Genomic DNA, 14,556 nt, shown 5'->3' with positions numbered 1-14,556 from the left:
GAGGTCGGATCGGCAGCTGCTGTCCGCGTCGGCCGCATTTCGTTCGAATACCACGGCCGCAACCCAGCTGGGGTCGGACTCCAGGATCTTCCAGCCCTTCCAGCATCAGGGAACTTGCTTTCGATCGACCGCTTGAGGAGCGCTCGCCTTCCGGGGGATGACGCCAATGCCAGCTGCGGTGTTCACTGACGGTTGTGCGCTTATGGGAGGCCGACTTCACCGAATTCGTCACCATCTACGCCGGACGGTTGCGACGGCTGGCCTACGGGCGCTGCGGCGACTGGGGCACCGCCGACCGGCTAACCCGCCGGGTTCTGCTGGACGTCTATCTGCGCGGGAACTCTCCGCATTCCGAACCCCCGGAGGTGTACGCCGAGCAGGCGCTGCTCCGCCTGCTGCGCCATCATCACACCGAGACGCCAGCAGGCCCGGATGTGCTCGCGCCGCCGACGCCGTTCACCTCCGACGAGCTGATCGCCGTCGGGCGGGTCCGGCTGAAGGTGCGCCGCGCCGTCACGGCGGCGGTGACCGTGGTGGGGCTGATCGCGGCCGGAGCGGCGCTGCTCCTGCTGCGGCCCGTGCCGGGCGGAGCGCCGCTGCCCGAGGCAGAGGACTGCATGGCCGGGCTCCCGTCACCGCCGAGCGCCACCCCGTCACCGGACCCGTCGGCGAGCGCCGCCGACGGGGGCATGGACCGGCTGACCGCGCTGACCGGCGACCTGCCGCTGCGGGGCGCGACGGTGATGCCCGAGCAGGTCCGGCGAGAGCGGCTGAGCTGCGAGGTCGCCGAGTACTTCCGTACCAGGGTGAACCCGGACGGCCTGGAGCGAGTCGATCTCGGGCTCGACGACCGCGGGGACGCCCGGCCGCTGGCGGCGCTGCTCGACCCGGCGATCGGCCCGGCGGCACTGACGGTCTCGGTGCGGATCACCACCGCGAGCGGGCGAGGCACGGTGACCATCTCGGTGGCCCCGACCACGGCCCTCCCGGACGAGCGGCACTGCGCCCGGCTCACGCTCTGCCGGCTGTCCAGCGTCATCGAGGACGGCCTGGTCGTCGAGCAGTACGGCGTACGCGAGACGCCGGAGGCGCGGAAGGCGGGACACCGCCTGGGCACCGACGCGGACTGGTGGTCGGTGGCGGTCTACACGGGCCACAGCATGGTCATGGTGACGATCACCAACACGCCCGACGTGCGGGCCGCGCTGGCCGCCAGCGCCGAGTACACGCCACTCGGCGAGCAGGTGACCACGCTGGCCACCGATCCCCGGCTGGCGGTGTTCGACCCGCCCGCCTCCGCTCGGCCGTCGATGTCCGGGTCGTAGGGCAGACTGTCCCACAACGTGTTCGCGCGCTCCCTGACCACGTCGAGCGCGGGCGGGGTGAGGACATGGTCTCCGGCCCGCTCAGGCCAGCGGCAGGACCCGGGCGATCCGGATGGATCTGTTTCCTGCCGCCCGCCGCCGGGTAGGCGACGCTGCCGTCCGAGTATGCCTTGAACGCCTGGTAGTCGTGGTCCCGCACATTGACCGCGAATTTCGCGCCGACCGTCTTGCCCGGACCCGGAGCCCGCGCCCGAGGCGACCATGATCGCGGCCGTGGCCAGCACCGCGACGGCCGACAGTCCGGCGGCGGCGAGCAGCAGCCGCCGCCGCGGGCAGCCGGCGAGACAATTTCGTGAAGACATCTCCACTTACGGGCGATTATTACTATTCTGCCGTACATGAACCGGTTTGCGCCTTCACGGCAGCGTCTCATTCTCGCGGTGGCCACCGCGGCGCTGGCGATCCCCCTCGCCGCCGCGCCCGTGGCCGCGAAGGCACCCGTCTGGCCCGGCCGGGCCGCGCCAGCGCAGGCCGCCTCCTGGCGTGTCGTGCCCTGTCCCAAGCCCGCCGGCCCGAAGGTGTCCGCGCCGACGCGCCCCTCGCCGCCCTCGGCCGACCCGGTCCTGCGCACCGTCGGCGGCGGCGAGCTGGCCACCGCGGGGCTGGCCGTGCCCGCGGCCGCCACCGCGCCGCCCGCGGTGACCGCCACCTCCTGGCTGGTCGCCGACCTCGACACCGGCGCGGTGCTCGGCGCCTGCGGCGCACACGAGTACGCCACCCCCGCCAGCGTGCAGAAGCTGCTGCTCGCCGCGACCATGATCGCGCGGCTCGACCCGAAACGCGTCGTCACCATCACCCGCGAGGACGTCGACATCGAGCCGGGCAGCTCGTCGGCGGGCCTGATCGAGGGCGGCCGGTACACGGTCGAGACGCTGTGGCTGGGGCTGCTGCTGGCCTCCGGCAACGACGCCGCGAACACGCTGGCCCGGCTGGGCGCGGGTTCCGCCGAGGCCGGGGTCCGCGAGATGAACGAGCTGGCCGCGAAGCTGGGCGCGTTCCAGACGCACGCGGTGACGCCGTCCGGCCTCGACGCACCCGGCCAGTTCACCAGCGCCTACGACCTGGCCCTGATCATGCGGGCGTGCCTGGCCGAGCCGCTGTTTCGCAAGTACGCGCTCACCCGGTACACGCAGATCCCCGACCAGGGCAAGCATCACAAGGGCTTCCAGATCCAGAACCAGAACCTGCTGATCGACAACTATCCGGGTGCGCTCGGCGGCAAGACCGGCTACACCGACCTGGCCCGGCACACGTACGTCGGCGCGGCCGAGCGCAACGGGCGGCGGCTGGTCGTCAGCGTGCTCGGCGCCGAGTACGTGCCGCTGCGCGGCTGGGAGCAGGGCGCCGCACTGCTCGACTGGGGCTTCGCCCAGCCCGCCGACGCCTCGGTCGGCCGGCTGGTCGACGCGGGCGCGTCGGCCGCGAACCCGTCCGCGGCGGCCCAGGCCGCCGACACCCCGGGCACGGGCACGAACGCGCTCGCGGGCGACGGCGGGCCGGGCGCACCGCCGCTGCTCGCCTTCGGCGCGGTGATCGCGGCGGCCGGGCTGGTGCTCTCCGCGGCCGCCCGACGCCGCCGCGGCAACCACGCCCGCCGCTGACCGGCCTGCCTCAGCGGCGACCGGCGGGCCGGGCCGGGGGCGTGATCCGCACCCGCTGCACCGGGCGGCTCTCGATGTCGCCGAGCTGGGCCGTGATCGTCGAGCACAGCTCGTCGTAGTCGCCGAACGAGTGGTCCTGGAACAGCGTGTAGCCGGCCCACATCAGGTTCGCGCACACCTGCGGCGGCACCTTGCCCGTCGCCGCGCCCATGCCGACCAGCGCGATCGACGTGATGCTGCCCGGCTCGCGCGCGTTGGCCAGATGAACGGCCTGGAACGCGGCGGCGCACGCGAGCGCCACGTTGAGCGTCTCGCGTACGTTCTCCACCGACTGGTTCATCGTCGGCGTCGAAATCAGGAACTTGGGGTTGGCCGCGCCGGACGGCACACACACCGCGCTGCCGATCGGCAGCGAGCCGCCGAACCCGTCCCGGATCGCCCGCTGCACCCGCAGCTGGATGCCCGCGCCCAGGTGCCGCTTGATGACCGCGTCGACGCCGCCGTTCATCTCCCCATGGGAGTTGGTCGGGCTGACCCACGCGTCGACGCGCTGGTCGATGATCGACCCGCGGGAGATCTCGACTTCGGGGGTGTCGGCGAACGCCGACTGCCACGCCTGCACGACCTTCGTGTTGACGTCGCTCAGCACTACCTTGAGCTGGGGCTTCATGTCGCTGACAGTCATGTGTTCGCTCCGGTCACGGGGAAGGGGTGGTTCCAGCGGCTCGAAAGATAGCGGGCCGCACCGACGAAATCCCGGCGGCCGAGTCGTGATCGAACGGACCCCCGCGAGTTGTCGTGGTCCGGTGTTAGCGTCCGGTCCGCCTGGCGCGGCTGATCTTCGGGTCGCCGCGCGCGGCGTCCAAGCCGATCACCGTGCCGCCCCGGCACGGCCGCCCCCGGGAGCACTCCATGAGCGACAACGCCGCGCCGACGCCCGCCGGGCAGGACGACCCGCTCGGCCTCGCCGAACTCTTCAACGGCGGCGGCGAGCCGTGGCTGCCCGTGCTCAAGCCGGTCATCGAGGCCCAGCCCGCCGCGGCGACCTTCATCGGTCCGGGCCGCGGCCCGCAGGTCGTGCCCGTCCGCGAGCTGACCTTCCAGGCGCTCAAGCCGAACCCGCCGCACAAATGGAAAGTCGTCGTCTTCGGGCAGAACCCCTACCCGCGGCCGGAGAGCGCGACCGGCATCGCCATGTTCGACAACACCTTCCACGACTGGAACGACAGCCAGTTCGGCAAGGTCATCACGATCCGGTGCATCATCAAGGCCGCGGCGATGTGGAAGCACGGCATCCCCAAGAAGACGCCGATCGCCGACATCCGCAAGCTGCTGCGCCAGCATGACACGGTGCAGCCGCCGGAGTGGTTCCAGGCGATGCTGACCCAGGGTGTGTTGCTGCTGAACGCCTCGCTGACGGCCAGCGGTGACGGGGCGATGGGCGTCGACCAGCACACCGCGTTCTGGCGGCCGGTGGTCGAGAAGCTCGTCGAGGAGATCCTGCGGTCCAAGCAGAACGCCGACGAGCAGGACCGGGGCGTCGTGTTCGCGTGGTGGGGCGCGCACGCCCGCGGCCTGAAGAACCTCGTGATCCGGCTGCAGAAGAAGTACCCGGACGTCGAGGTCCGGCACATCGACCACCCGAACCCGGCGGCGCAGGGCGACATCTTCTGCGACGGCGAGCACTTCGCCACGGTCAACGAGGCGCTGCGCGACCTCGGCGCCGACGAGATCGACTGGCTGCCGAGCAAGGGCTGGAACACGAGCGCGGGCCAGGGCGCCGACACGGACACCGCCGACCGGATGGGGGCGTTCATCGCGTCCACGATGGAGCTGCACAAGCTCTACCTGGAGCGGCTCGCCAGCGTCAAGGACGAGGGCCTGGCGCTGCCCGCGATCACCGGCGTCTTCGACACCCCGCTCATGGACTTCCGCGAGGCCGTCGCCCCGGCCGCGAAGGTGCTGTCCGGGCTCGACTGGTACGTGGAGAGCTCCCACGACTTCGGCCGCAGGCACGCCGAGCAGGCGGCCGGCGGCCTGACCGCCGACGAGGTCGCGGCGCTGTACCTCTACACCTGCGAATCGGCGTTCTACCGCCAGATCAACGCCACGCTGCGCCACCCGGACCGCACCCGGATCACGCCGTTCCTGCCGTACCTGCGGCTGCTGTTCTCGGCCGTGTCGCGGCTGCCCGCGCGCACCGAGCCGCTGTGGCGCGGGGTGGCGCTGGACCTGCGGGCGCAGTACCCGGTCGGCCAGACGGTGACCTGGTGGGGCGTGTCGTCGTGCACCTCGAAGCTCGGGGTGGCGCAGGCGTTCCTCGGCGGTCGCGGCAAGCGGACCATCTTCGAGGTGACGCCGGTGCGGGCGGTGGGCATCCGCAGCTTCTCCGCGTTCACCGGCGAGGAGGAGTTCATCCTCGCGCCCGGCACGCAGCTCACGGTCACCGACGTCAAGGCCGAGCGCAGCGGCCTGTGCACGGTACGGCTGACCGAGCTGGCCGAACAGCACATGGTGTCCTGAGCACGACGCGCCGACAGAGGCGTCCCGGTGCGCGGGCTGTACCCCCGGGCACCGGGACGGGTCAGGGAAGCCGGTGAAGGCGTCGAGCATCAGTCGTCGAAGGGGTGTGGCACGACGCGTGCATCACGGGCCGGCGGCGCAGCCGAGCTGCGTCCCGCGGTTCGCCCGATGTCATCGCGGAACGGCTCTGTGCCTGCCCGAGCCGTGGAAACGCTCCCGCCCACTGCAGCCTCATATTAAGACAGGTCTATCGGCCTGGCAATGGGCCGCGGCCGCGGCGCGTCAGGCGGCGGCAGGCTGGCGCGACAGCGCGTCGGTCAGTGTGCCCAGCAACGCCGCGAGCTGGTCGCGTTCGGCCCCGGGCATGGGCAGCTCACCGATGCTCCCCCGCACCTGGGCCGCGATGCGGTCGTGCAGCTGGCGGCCGCGCGGGCTGAGGTAGGCGCGGATGCGGCGGCGGTCGAGCGGATCGACCCGGCGGTACACCAGGCTGTGCTCGACGAGCTGGTCCACGACCTTCGTCAGGGTGCCGGGCGGCAGGAACGCGCCGTCGGCGACCTCGGTCATCGGCCGCCCGCCCTCGGCCGCCAGCAGCGTCAGCACCCGCCACGCCTCCGGCGAGCACTGCTCGGCGCGCAGGATCACCGACAACCGCCGCTGCAGCAGACGCTCAGCCTGGGTGAGCAGGTGCAGCAGATCGGGAGCCGGATCGTGGGGCGCTGGGGCGGACATGTCCCTCCTCGACCGATGGGCGTGACTCATGCTACAGAATGGCTTCGAGTGCGGGAACCGTCTGGAGATCATGCCCCGGTCACGGGAACATGTGCCCATGCCCGTACCGCCGCAGCGGTTGCCCGGCCTGGTCGTCCCCGGACTGCCCGGCCGGCACACGGGCACCCTCCGGGAGACCGTCCACGTGGCACTGGTGTTCCCGATGCAGGGCCCGGCCGGGATCTTCGGCCCGACCTGCGAGCTGTGCGCGCAGCTCGCCGTCGAGGAGGTCAACCGCAACGGCGGGGTGCTGGGCCGGGAGCTGAGCCTGGTGCCGGTGGACGGCGGGGCCGCCCCGGAGCGGGTCGCCGCGGAGGTCGACGCGCTGGTGTCGCTCGGCGCGGTGCACGGCGTGACCGGCTGGCACATCTCCTCGGTGCGCCAGGCCCTCGCGCCCCGCATCGCGCACCGCGTGCCATACGTCTACACCGCCCTGTACGAGGGCGGCGAGCGCACCGAAGGCGTCTACCTGACCAGCGAGACCCCCGACGAGCAACTGCTGCCCGCGATGCGCCTGCTGGCCGGGGAGCACCGGGTCAAACGCTGGTTCATCGTCGGCAACGACTACGTGTGGCCGCGCCGGACCGCGGCGGCCGCTCACCGGTACGCGGTGGAGTCCGGCACCCAGGTGTGCGGGCAGGCGTTCCTGCCGCTGGGTGTGCACGGCTTCGCCGACGTGCTGCGCCGCATCGAGCGCAGCGCCGCCGACGCGGTGCTGATGCTGCTGGTCGGCAACGACGCGGTGCGCTTCAATCGGGCCTTCGCCGCGTCCGGGCTGGACCAGCGCTGCCTGCGGCTGAGCACGCTGATGGACGAGAACATGCTGATGGCCAGCGGCGCGCACGCCACGCGCGGCCTGTTCAGCACCGCGGGTTTCTTCGCGACGCTGGTGACCCCGGAGAACCTCGACTTCCACGGCCAGTACGCGCGCCGCTTCGGCGTCGAGGCCCCGCAGCCGGGCAGCCTCGGCGAGTCCTGCTACGAGGGCGTGCTGCTGCTGGCCGCGCTGATCAACCGGGCGGGTTCGCTGGACGTGCGGGCCATCGGGTCGGGCGCGGACACGGTCACCTACGAGGGGCCGCGCGGCGCGATCGCGATGCGCCGCCGGCACGCCCGGCAGCGCATCTACCTCGCCGAGGCCGACCGGCTCGACTTCAACGTGCTCACCCAGCTGTGACCGGCACGCCCGCGATCACGTGGAACAGCCGCGCGGTCAGCGGGAACGGCATGCGGTCCGACAGCGCGATCTCCAGGCGCTCCAGCTCGGCGAAGAACGACGCGTCGTACTTGCGCTCGTCGTCGGGGATGTAGTCGCAGACCGAGCGGATGCCGTAGTGGCCGAGCACGCCCGCGCCGATGCGGCGCAGCGCGGTGCACACCTCGTCGGCGGTGCGCGGGTACACCGGGGTGTTGAACGTGTGGGTGAACCGCTCGGCGGCGTCGATGGACTCGTACGCCGCGGTCAGGTCCATGTCCCGGATGGCCGCGCGCAGCGGCTCGGAGTGGGCGTTGCCCGCGATGACGCTCAGCAGGCCCCCCTCGCGCAGCGGGGCCATCACGGTCGACAGCGTGGACTCGACGTCGGCCACGTACGGCAGCAGGTTGTGGCACAGCACCAGGTCGTAGGCCTGCTGCTCGACCACGTCGCCGAGCTTGGCGACGTCGGACTCGATCACGGTGACCCGGTGCGCCACGCCGGTGGACTCGGCCAGCGAGCGCGCCGAGACCAGCATCTGCGGCGAGTAGTCCACCAGGGTGACCTGGTGCCCGGCGACGGCGTAGCGGACCGCCTCGACGCCGTTGCCGCCGGCCACGTCGAGGATGTGCAACCGGCGTCCGTCGAGGTGACGGGCGATGTTGTGCTCGGCGAGGGTGTAGCGCAACCTGCCCCAGGGCGCGTCCTGCCACTGCCGCCAGGCGGACACCTTGTCGTCGAACACGTCACGGGTCACGTTGCTCATGGGTTCGACCGTAACGGTTGTCAAGCCGCTGGGCACCCTGGAACACGCGAATACTCCGTACGACGTCAGAAGGGGTTTAGGGGGCGCGCGAACCGCCTTGGCACGGCCCGGCGGCGAAGGCGCAGGCACGGCCGCACCGACACCGTCCGGTCACGACGGTGCGAGACTGGATGCCGGATTCAGCTTGAGGAGAATACTGATGACGACGCAGCCGCAGGCCCCGAGCACCGCCCGGATGATCGACTACTGGCTCGGCGGGACCCGCCACCACCCGATCGATGTCGCCGCCGCACAAGCGTTCGAGGGGGCGTACGGGCCGTGTGCGGAGATCTTCCGCTCGCTGCGGGCGTTCTCCGGCCGCGCGGCGCGGTACCTGGCCGCCGAGGGCGTGGACCAGTTCCTGGTCTTCGGCGGGGGCATCCCCGCGCAGGGCAACGTGCACGAGACCGTGCCGGACGCGCGGGTCCTGTATACCGACGTGGACCCGGAGATCGTCGCGGCGGGCCGCGAGCTGCTGGCCGGACGGCCGGCTGTGGACTACGTGCTCGGTGACGCCGCCGACCCGCGCGGCATCGACGCCGCCGCGCTCGACCGGGCCCTGCCCGACCACACCACCCGGCCGGTCGGGTTGATCTTCCTGGGCCTGGCGGCGTTCCTCGACGACGCGACCCTGGCCCGCGCCCTGGACGAGATGTACGACCTGGTCCCGGCGGGCAGCCGGCTCGCGTTCGACTTCGACGCGATGGAGCTGTCGGCCTACCCCGAGGCGCTGGCGATGATGGGGCCCGGCTTCCACATGCGCGAACCCGCCGACTTCGGCAAGCTGCTCGGCCGCTGGCAGCTCACCGCCGACGGCATCGTGCCCGTCGCCGACTGGCGCCCGGACGGCGACCCCGAGCAGGTCCCCGACGCGTTCTGGGGCGGCGTCGCGATCAAGTGACCCACGCCCGACCGCGCGGAGTCCGGCGCTGCGCGGCGCAGCGCGGCCATGATCGCTCGAATTGCCTGGCACATGGGCGAATGCGCGTTCAAGATACGCACACGTGCCCGGCAAGTCGAGCGCTCATGAAGCGGGACCGGGCGGGCGCGGGGCTTGACAGTGGTCGATGGGCGCATGATCCTGAGTGCCGGGTGCGGCGGCGCGCTCCCCCGTCGATCGTCTGCCGGTCAGGAGCGTTCCATGCCGTACACCCGCCGCCATGTCCTGCGCCTGGGCACCGCGACCCTCGTCGTCGCCGCCGTCCCGGCCGTCTCGCTGCCCGCGCTGGCCGCCGCCGTCGTCACCGCCGACCTGGTGATCTACGGGGCGACCTCGGCCGGGATCGCCGCGGCGGTCACCGCGCGCAGGCTGGGCCGCAGCGCGCTTATCGTCGAACCGGGCACGCACGTCGGCGGCCTGTCGACCGGCGGGCTGGGCATGACCGACAGCGGCGTCAAGGCCGCCATCGGCGGCCTGGCCGGCGAGTTCTACCGCCGGGTGTACGCGGAGTACAACGGCACCGCCGTCACGCCGACCTCGCCCGCCCGGTTCACGTTCGAGCCGCACGTCGCCGCCGCGATCTTCGACGAGCTGCTGGCCGAGGCGGGCGTGCCGGTCTACCTGAACACCCGGATGACCGGGGTGACCATGGCGGGCAACCGGATCAGCGAGATCGTCTGCGACAGCGGGCAGGTGTTCCGGGCCCCGATGTTCGTCGACGCGACGTACGAGGGCGACCTGATGGCGCGGGCCGGGGTCGGCTGGACGGCGGGGCGTGAGGCCAACAGCGTGCACGGGGAGACGATCAACGGGGTGCAGCTGCGCAGCGGGCACCAGTTCAACCGGTTCGTCGACCCGTACGTGACTCCCGGGAGCGCGGCCAGCGGGCTGCTGCCCGGGATCTCGGCCACGCCCGTCGCGCCCGCGGGCAGCGGGGACGGGCGGATCCAGGCGTACAACTTCCGGATGTGCCTGACCCAGGCCGCCAACCGGATCCCGTTCGCGAAACCCGTCGGCTACGACGCGATCCGCTACGAGCCGCTGGCGCGCTACGTGCAGGCCGGGTACACCGGCCCGTTCTTCACCACGCACCAGGTCGGCGGCGGCAAGACGGACTCCAACAACGACGGGGCGTTCTCGACCGACTTCATCGGCCAGAACTACGGCTACCCGACCGCGTCGTACGCCGCCCGCGCCACCATGGTCGACGAGCACCGCGTCTACCAGCAGGGGCTGATGTGGTTCCTGGCCAACGACCCGCGACTGCCCGCCTCGATCCGCAGCGCGACCGCGTCGTGGGGGCTGGCCGCGGACGAGTTCACCGGCAACGGCGGCTGGCCCACCCAGCTGTACGTGCGCGAGGGGCGGCGCATGGTGTCGGCGTACGTGATGACCGAGGCGGACTGCCGGGGCGGCCGGGTCGCCGCCGACTCGGTCGGGCTGGCCAGCTACACCATGGACTCGCACAACTGCCAGCGTGTCGTCGTCTCGGGCGGGCTGAAGAACGAGGGCGACGTGCAGATCGGCGTGCCGCAGCCGTTCGGGATCAGCTACCGGGCGATCGTGCCCTACGAGTCGCAGTGTGCGAACCTGCTGGTCCCGGTGTGCCTGTCGGCGAGTCACATCGCGTACGGCTCGATCCGCATGGAACCCGTGTTCATGATCCTCGCCCAGTCGGCGGCGACCGCAGCACACCTGGCGATCGCGGCCGGATCGGCCGTGCAGCAGGTGCCGATCGCGACGCTGCAGGCCCGGCTGCGCGCCGACGGGCAGCTGCTCACCTGGCCGCTGACCGCGCCTGGCGAGATCATCGTGGACAGCTCGACGTCAGCCGGGGTGACCCGGGCGGGCGTCTGGCTCGCGTCGACCTCGATCGCCGGATACCACGGGCCCGACTACGAGCACGACGACAACACGAACAAGGGCGTCAACCGGCTGCGGTTCACCCCGACGATCCCCACTACCGGGTCCTACCAGGTGTTCCTGCGCTGGACCTCGCACGCCAACCGGGCGAGCAACGTGCCCGTCGACGTCTGCGCGGGCGGCACGGTCACCACCCGGACCGTCGACCAGCGCACCGGCGGCGGCCAGTGGGTGTCGCTGGGCACGTTCACGCTGCCCGCGGGCTCGTCCCCGAGCGGCGCGAGCGTGCTGATCCGCACCGAGGCCACCAACGGGTACGTGATCGCCGACGCGGCGCGCTTCGTCCCAGCCTGACCGCGACGCCGTCCGGCCGGGACGGGTCGAGCCCGGCCGGGACTCGGCCGGTCCCGGCAGATGCCCCGCACGCCGCGGCCGCCCTCGTCTTCGGCCGAGCCGGAACCCGGGCTGCCGCCTTCGTGAGAGGATCGGCCGCGTGACGACTCCCCGTCTCGGCCCGGTGTCGCGGGTCGCGGTCCTGGCCGACGTGCACGGCAACGTGCCCGCCCTGCTCGCCGTGCTCGACGACGTGACCGCAGCGGGCGTCGACCTGATCGTCTTCCCGGGTGACCTGACCTGGGGTCCCGAGCCGCAGACCACGGTCGACCTGGTGCAGGAGCTGGGGCCGCGGGCGGTGTTCGTGCGCGGCAACGCCGACCGGGCCGTCGTCGAGCTGGCCCGTGGCGAGCGCGAGCCAACCAGGCCGCGTGACCCGTGGATGGTGCGGCAGCACACGGACGAGGCCGTGGACTTCCTCGCGACGTTCCCGCTCAACGTCGTCGTCGAGGTGGCGGGCCTGGGCGCGGTGCGGTTCTGCCACGGCTCGCCGCGTGACGACACCGAGTGCGTCACGCCGGAGACGTCCGAGCAGCGCTTCGCCGAGCTGTCCCGCGACACCGACGAGCACGTGATCGTCACCGGGCACACCCACCTGCAGTTCGACCGCGAGGTCGCCGGCCGGCGCAGCGTGAACCCGGGCAGTGTCGGCCTGCCCTACCACCTGGGCGCGCCCGGCACGGCGTACTGGGCGCTGCTCGGACCCGACGTGCAGCTGCGCCAGACGCGCTACGACGTGCAGGAGGCGGTCGACCGGTGCCGCACGACCGGCGACCCGAGCGGAGACACGGTGGTGCGTTACCTGCTCACGCCGCCGACCCCGGCCGAGATCATCGCCGACGCCGAGAGCCGCGTCCTCGCCGACTGAACGGACGCGGGAACGGCGCCGGCACGCGCCGTTCCCGCGAGTTCGCGCTACGCCTGGGCGGCGACGGCGCGCAGCTGGCCGAGGGTGGTGCGGAAGCCCTTGCCGGAGGCGGCCGGGTCCTCGGCGAGCAGGCCGCTGACCGCCATCGCCTGCGAGCGGGTGGTCGCGGCGGCCGCGTCGTCGGCGCCGGTCACGTCGAAGACGCCGAAGTCGCCGCTGAGCGTGCTGAACGTCGCGGCGGCCGTGGCGTCCTCGGCCAGGTAGAGCACGACCTTCTGGCCGGTCTCCAGCTTCGACATGTTCGCCATGTCCACGACCTGCCCGTTCAGGCCGGTGATGGTGATCTTGTCGCCGGCCTTCACGGCGGCTCCGTTCGCCGCGCGCAGCACCTCGTCGACCCGGAACCCGGCCGCCTCGACCTCACCGCGTACGACCAGGTCTGCGGCGGCGGTCAGCTCCTTCACCGTGGTGTACCCCCGCAGCTTGCCCTTGATCGGCGGAGCGGCCTCGCTCGGTGCGGCGGCGGCAGAGGTCGCGGGCGCGGCCGCCGGGGTGGCCGGTTCGGTGCTGCCGCAGGCGGCCAGCGCCGCCGCGGCGAGCAGCGCGGCCGCTCCCGCCAGGACGCGGGTGCGGTGGGGGTGGTCGATCCTTGCCATGGAACGCTCCTCAGCGTGTCGACGCCGTGCCCGTGCGGTTCTCGCCCGGGTCGCGGCGCTGCTTACGCCATCTATCTGTGCGTCCGCGAGGTCGAGTTCCCGATTTCGCGCCCCTTTTTTCAGCCGTGTTCGCGGGCCAGCTCGCGCAGCTCCGCCAGCGTGGCGGTGAACCTGCGGTCGCGGGCGGTCGCGTCCTCCTCCCGCAGGCCCGACACCGACATCGTCAGCGAGCGCGCCGTGACGGTGTCGCCCGTGACGTCGAAGATGCCGAAGTCGCCGCTGAGCACGCCGTATTCGGCCCCCTCCGGGGTGGCGGCCAGGTAGAGCACCACCTGCTGGCCGGGCTCCAGCCGGGACATCCCCGCCAGCTCGGGGGCGGCCAGCGTGATCTCGGTGGCCGGGGACACCTGCGGCGTCCGGTGGAGCACCTCGGCGATGCCGACGACGGCCTTGCGGTCGTGCCCGGTGCCGTCGACGCGCAGCACGTCGCCGCGCACCACCAGGTCGGCGGTGGCGGTGAGCTGGCTGACGGTGCCGTACGCGCGGACCTTCGCGGTCACGGGGCCGCCCGTGGGCTCGGCGACGGGCGTGGAGACGCCGGGCGTCGGGATCGCGACCGGGGGTGCGGAGTCGCGATTCGCGACCACCACCGCGACGGCGCCCGCCACGGCGACGAGCGCGGCCATCGCCAGCGCCGGCCGCAGCAGGCTCCACCGGGGCGTACGGCGCACCGGCGCGGCGGCCCGCTCAGGCGTCGCGATCGCGGCCAGCAGGCGGTCCCGGTGCAGCTCGTGGCGACCGGGCGGCAGCTCGCGGTGGCCGGGGTCGGGCAGCAGCTCGGCGAGCTCCGCCCACTCGGACGGATCCAGCGGCGGGTGCTTCATCGGTGGCCCTCCTCTGCCAGACGGACGGTGTCGTTCTTCATCTGTCCGGCAGGGCCGGCCGGGTTCCGGGTCGCCCGGGGTGTCTCGTCGACGAGCTTGCGCAACTTGGTCCGAGCGCGGGACAGGCGCGACCGCACCGTGCCGACCGGGATGCCCAGCGCCCGCGCCGCGGACTCGTAGTCCAGGCCCTCCCACAGGCACAGCGTGATCACTTCGCGCTCGGGGCGGCGCAGCGACGCCAGCGCGTCGATCGCGGCGGTGATCCGGCCGCTGTCGTCGAGCCGCCCGGCCACCTCGTCGGCGTGGTCGGGGGCGGTGAACTCGTCCGCGTGCAGCGCCGACGCGGCAGCCCGGTAGCGGCGGTTGCTGCGGGTGTGGTTGCGCGCCTCGTTGGTGGCGATGCCGAGCAGCCACGGCCGCAGCGACCCGCCCTCGTCGCCGATCCGCTCGCGGGAACGCCAGGCCTGCAGGTACGTGGCGGCCATGACGTCCTCGGCGGTGGACCAGTCGGCGGTGAGCCGGAACGCGTGGTTGTAGACCGACCGCGCGTACTGGTCGAACAGCTCGGCGAACGCGCCGGCATCACCCGCCCGTACGCGGGCGCGCAGACTCGACTCCATGACCACTTCTCTGTCCGGCGAACGGCACGAGTTCCTGTGATCCAGGCCACCC

General features: G+C 72.6%; 13 protein-coding genes. 7 read left to right on the top strand and 6 right to left on the bottom strand.

From position 1 onward, the window contains the following. Positions 1-194: 194 nt before the first annotated feature. Positions 195-1,325 (top strand): hypothetical protein, encoded by a 1,131-nt coding sequence (locus tag ACFQO7_RS04365; RefSeq protein ID WP_376805160.1) that lies wholly within the window; start codon positions 195-197, stop codon positions 1,323-1,325. A 398-nt stretch (positions 1,326-1,723) separates the two neighbouring features. After that, the gene (locus ACFQO7_RS04360) at positions 1,724-2,986 is read left to right on the top strand and encodes a D-alanyl-D-alanine carboxypeptidase family protein (RefSeq protein ID WP_376805159.1); all 1,263 of its coding nucleotides are present in this window, start codon (positions 1,724-1,726) and stop codon (positions 2,984-2,986) included. Between the two features lie 10 nt (positions 2,987-2,996). On the opposite strand, the gene ACFQO7_RS04355 is transcribed toward ACFQO7_RS04360, so the two are convergent. Continuing rightward, entirely contained in the window at positions 2,997-3,671 is a 675-nt protein-coding gene (locus ACFQO7_RS04355) for a macro domain-containing protein (protein ID WP_376805158.1), read from the bottom strand. A gap of 227 nt (positions 3,672-3,898) precedes the next feature. Here ACFQO7_RS04355 and ACFQO7_RS04350 point away from each other — a divergent pair, with 227 nt between their 5' ends. Then, the gene (locus tag ACFQO7_RS04350) at positions 3,899-5,509 is read left to right on the top strand and encodes an ADP-ribosyltransferase domain-containing protein (RefSeq protein ID WP_376805157.1); all 1,611 of its coding nucleotides are present in this window, start codon (positions 3,899-3,901) and stop codon (positions 5,507-5,509) included. A 282-nt stretch (positions 5,510-5,791) separates the two neighbouring features. Here the strand turns inward: ACFQO7_RS04350 and ACFQO7_RS04345 are convergent, their stop codons facing one another. Further along, the gene (locus ACFQO7_RS04345; RefSeq protein ID WP_376805156.1) at positions 5,792-6,241 is read right to left on the bottom strand and encodes a MarR family winged helix-turn-helix transcriptional regulator; all 450 of its coding nucleotides are present in this window, start codon (positions 6,239-6,241) and stop codon (positions 5,792-5,794) included. 97 nt (positions 6,242-6,338) lie between these two features. Here ACFQO7_RS04345 and ACFQO7_RS04340 point away from each other — a divergent pair, with 97 nt between their 5' ends. Continuing rightward, positions 6,339-7,457, top strand: coding sequence for a substrate-binding domain-containing protein (locus ACFQO7_RS04340; protein WP_361042479.1), 1,119 nt, complete (start codon positions 6,339-6,341; stop codon positions 7,455-7,457). Here the strand turns inward: ACFQO7_RS04340 and ACFQO7_RS04335 are convergent. Beyond that, on the bottom strand, positions 7,444-8,241 hold the full coding sequence (locus ACFQO7_RS04335) for a methyltransferase domain-containing protein (protein WP_360527434.1): 798 nt from the start codon (positions 8,239-8,241) through the stop codon (positions 7,444-7,446). The genes ACFQO7_RS04340 and ACFQO7_RS04335 overlap by 14 nt on opposite strands. 199 nt (positions 8,242-8,440) lie before the next feature. Between ACFQO7_RS04335 and ACFQO7_RS04330 the strand changes: the two genes are divergently transcribed. The 3 genes from ACFQO7_RS04330 (at position 8,441) to ACFQO7_RS04320 (ending at position 12,344) form a co-directional block, all read left to right on the top strand. Further along, a complete protein-coding gene (locus ACFQO7_RS04330) occupies positions 8,441-9,181 on the top strand; it encodes an SAM-dependent methyltransferase (RefSeq protein ID WP_376805155.1) in 741 nt (246 codons plus the stop codon). Positions 9,182-9,421: 240 nt separating this feature from the next. Continuing rightward, the gene (locus ACFQO7_RS04325) at positions 9,422-11,437 is read left to right on the top strand and encodes an FAD-dependent oxidoreductase (protein ID WP_376805154.1); all 2,016 of its coding nucleotides are present in this window, start codon (positions 9,422-9,424) and stop codon (positions 11,435-11,437) included. A gap of 139 nt (positions 11,438-11,576) precedes the next feature. Next, positions 11,577-12,344, top strand: a complete 768-nt coding sequence (locus tag ACFQO7_RS04320) for a metallophosphoesterase family protein (protein WP_376805153.1) — start codon at positions 11,577-11,579, stop codon at positions 12,342-12,344. Between the two features lie 47 nt (positions 12,345-12,391). Here ACFQO7_RS04320 and ACFQO7_RS04315 read toward each other — a convergent pair whose 3' ends face one another. From ACFQO7_RS04315 to ACFQO7_RS04305, 3 genes are all read right to left on the bottom strand, one after another. After that, complete coding sequence (locus ACFQO7_RS04315) at positions 12,392-13,000, bottom strand: hypothetical protein (RefSeq protein WP_376805152.1); 609 nt, start codon at positions 12,998-13,000, stop codon at positions 12,392-12,394. 119 nt (positions 13,001-13,119) lie between these two features. Further along, positions 13,120-13,884 (bottom strand): hypothetical protein, encoded by a 765-nt coding sequence (locus tag ACFQO7_RS04310; protein ID WP_376805151.1) that lies wholly within the window; start codon positions 13,882-13,884, stop codon positions 13,120-13,122. After that, on the bottom strand, positions 13,881-14,504 hold the full coding sequence (locus ACFQO7_RS04305; protein ID WP_376805150.1) for an RNA polymerase sigma factor: 624 nt from the start codon (positions 14,502-14,504) through the stop codon (positions 13,881-13,883). The genes ACFQO7_RS04310 and ACFQO7_RS04305 overlap by 4 nt, the downstream gene beginning before the upstream one ends. Positions 14,505-14,556 lie beyond the last annotated feature (52 nt).

The organism is Catellatospora aurea (genome assembly GCF_042663325.1).
Lineage (GTDB): Bacteria > Actinomycetota > Actinomycetes > Mycobacteriales > Micromonosporaceae > Catellatospora > Catellatospora aurea.
Note: the sequence above shows the minus strand (reverse complement) of the source record. Positions and strands in the feature narration are given on the sequence as shown.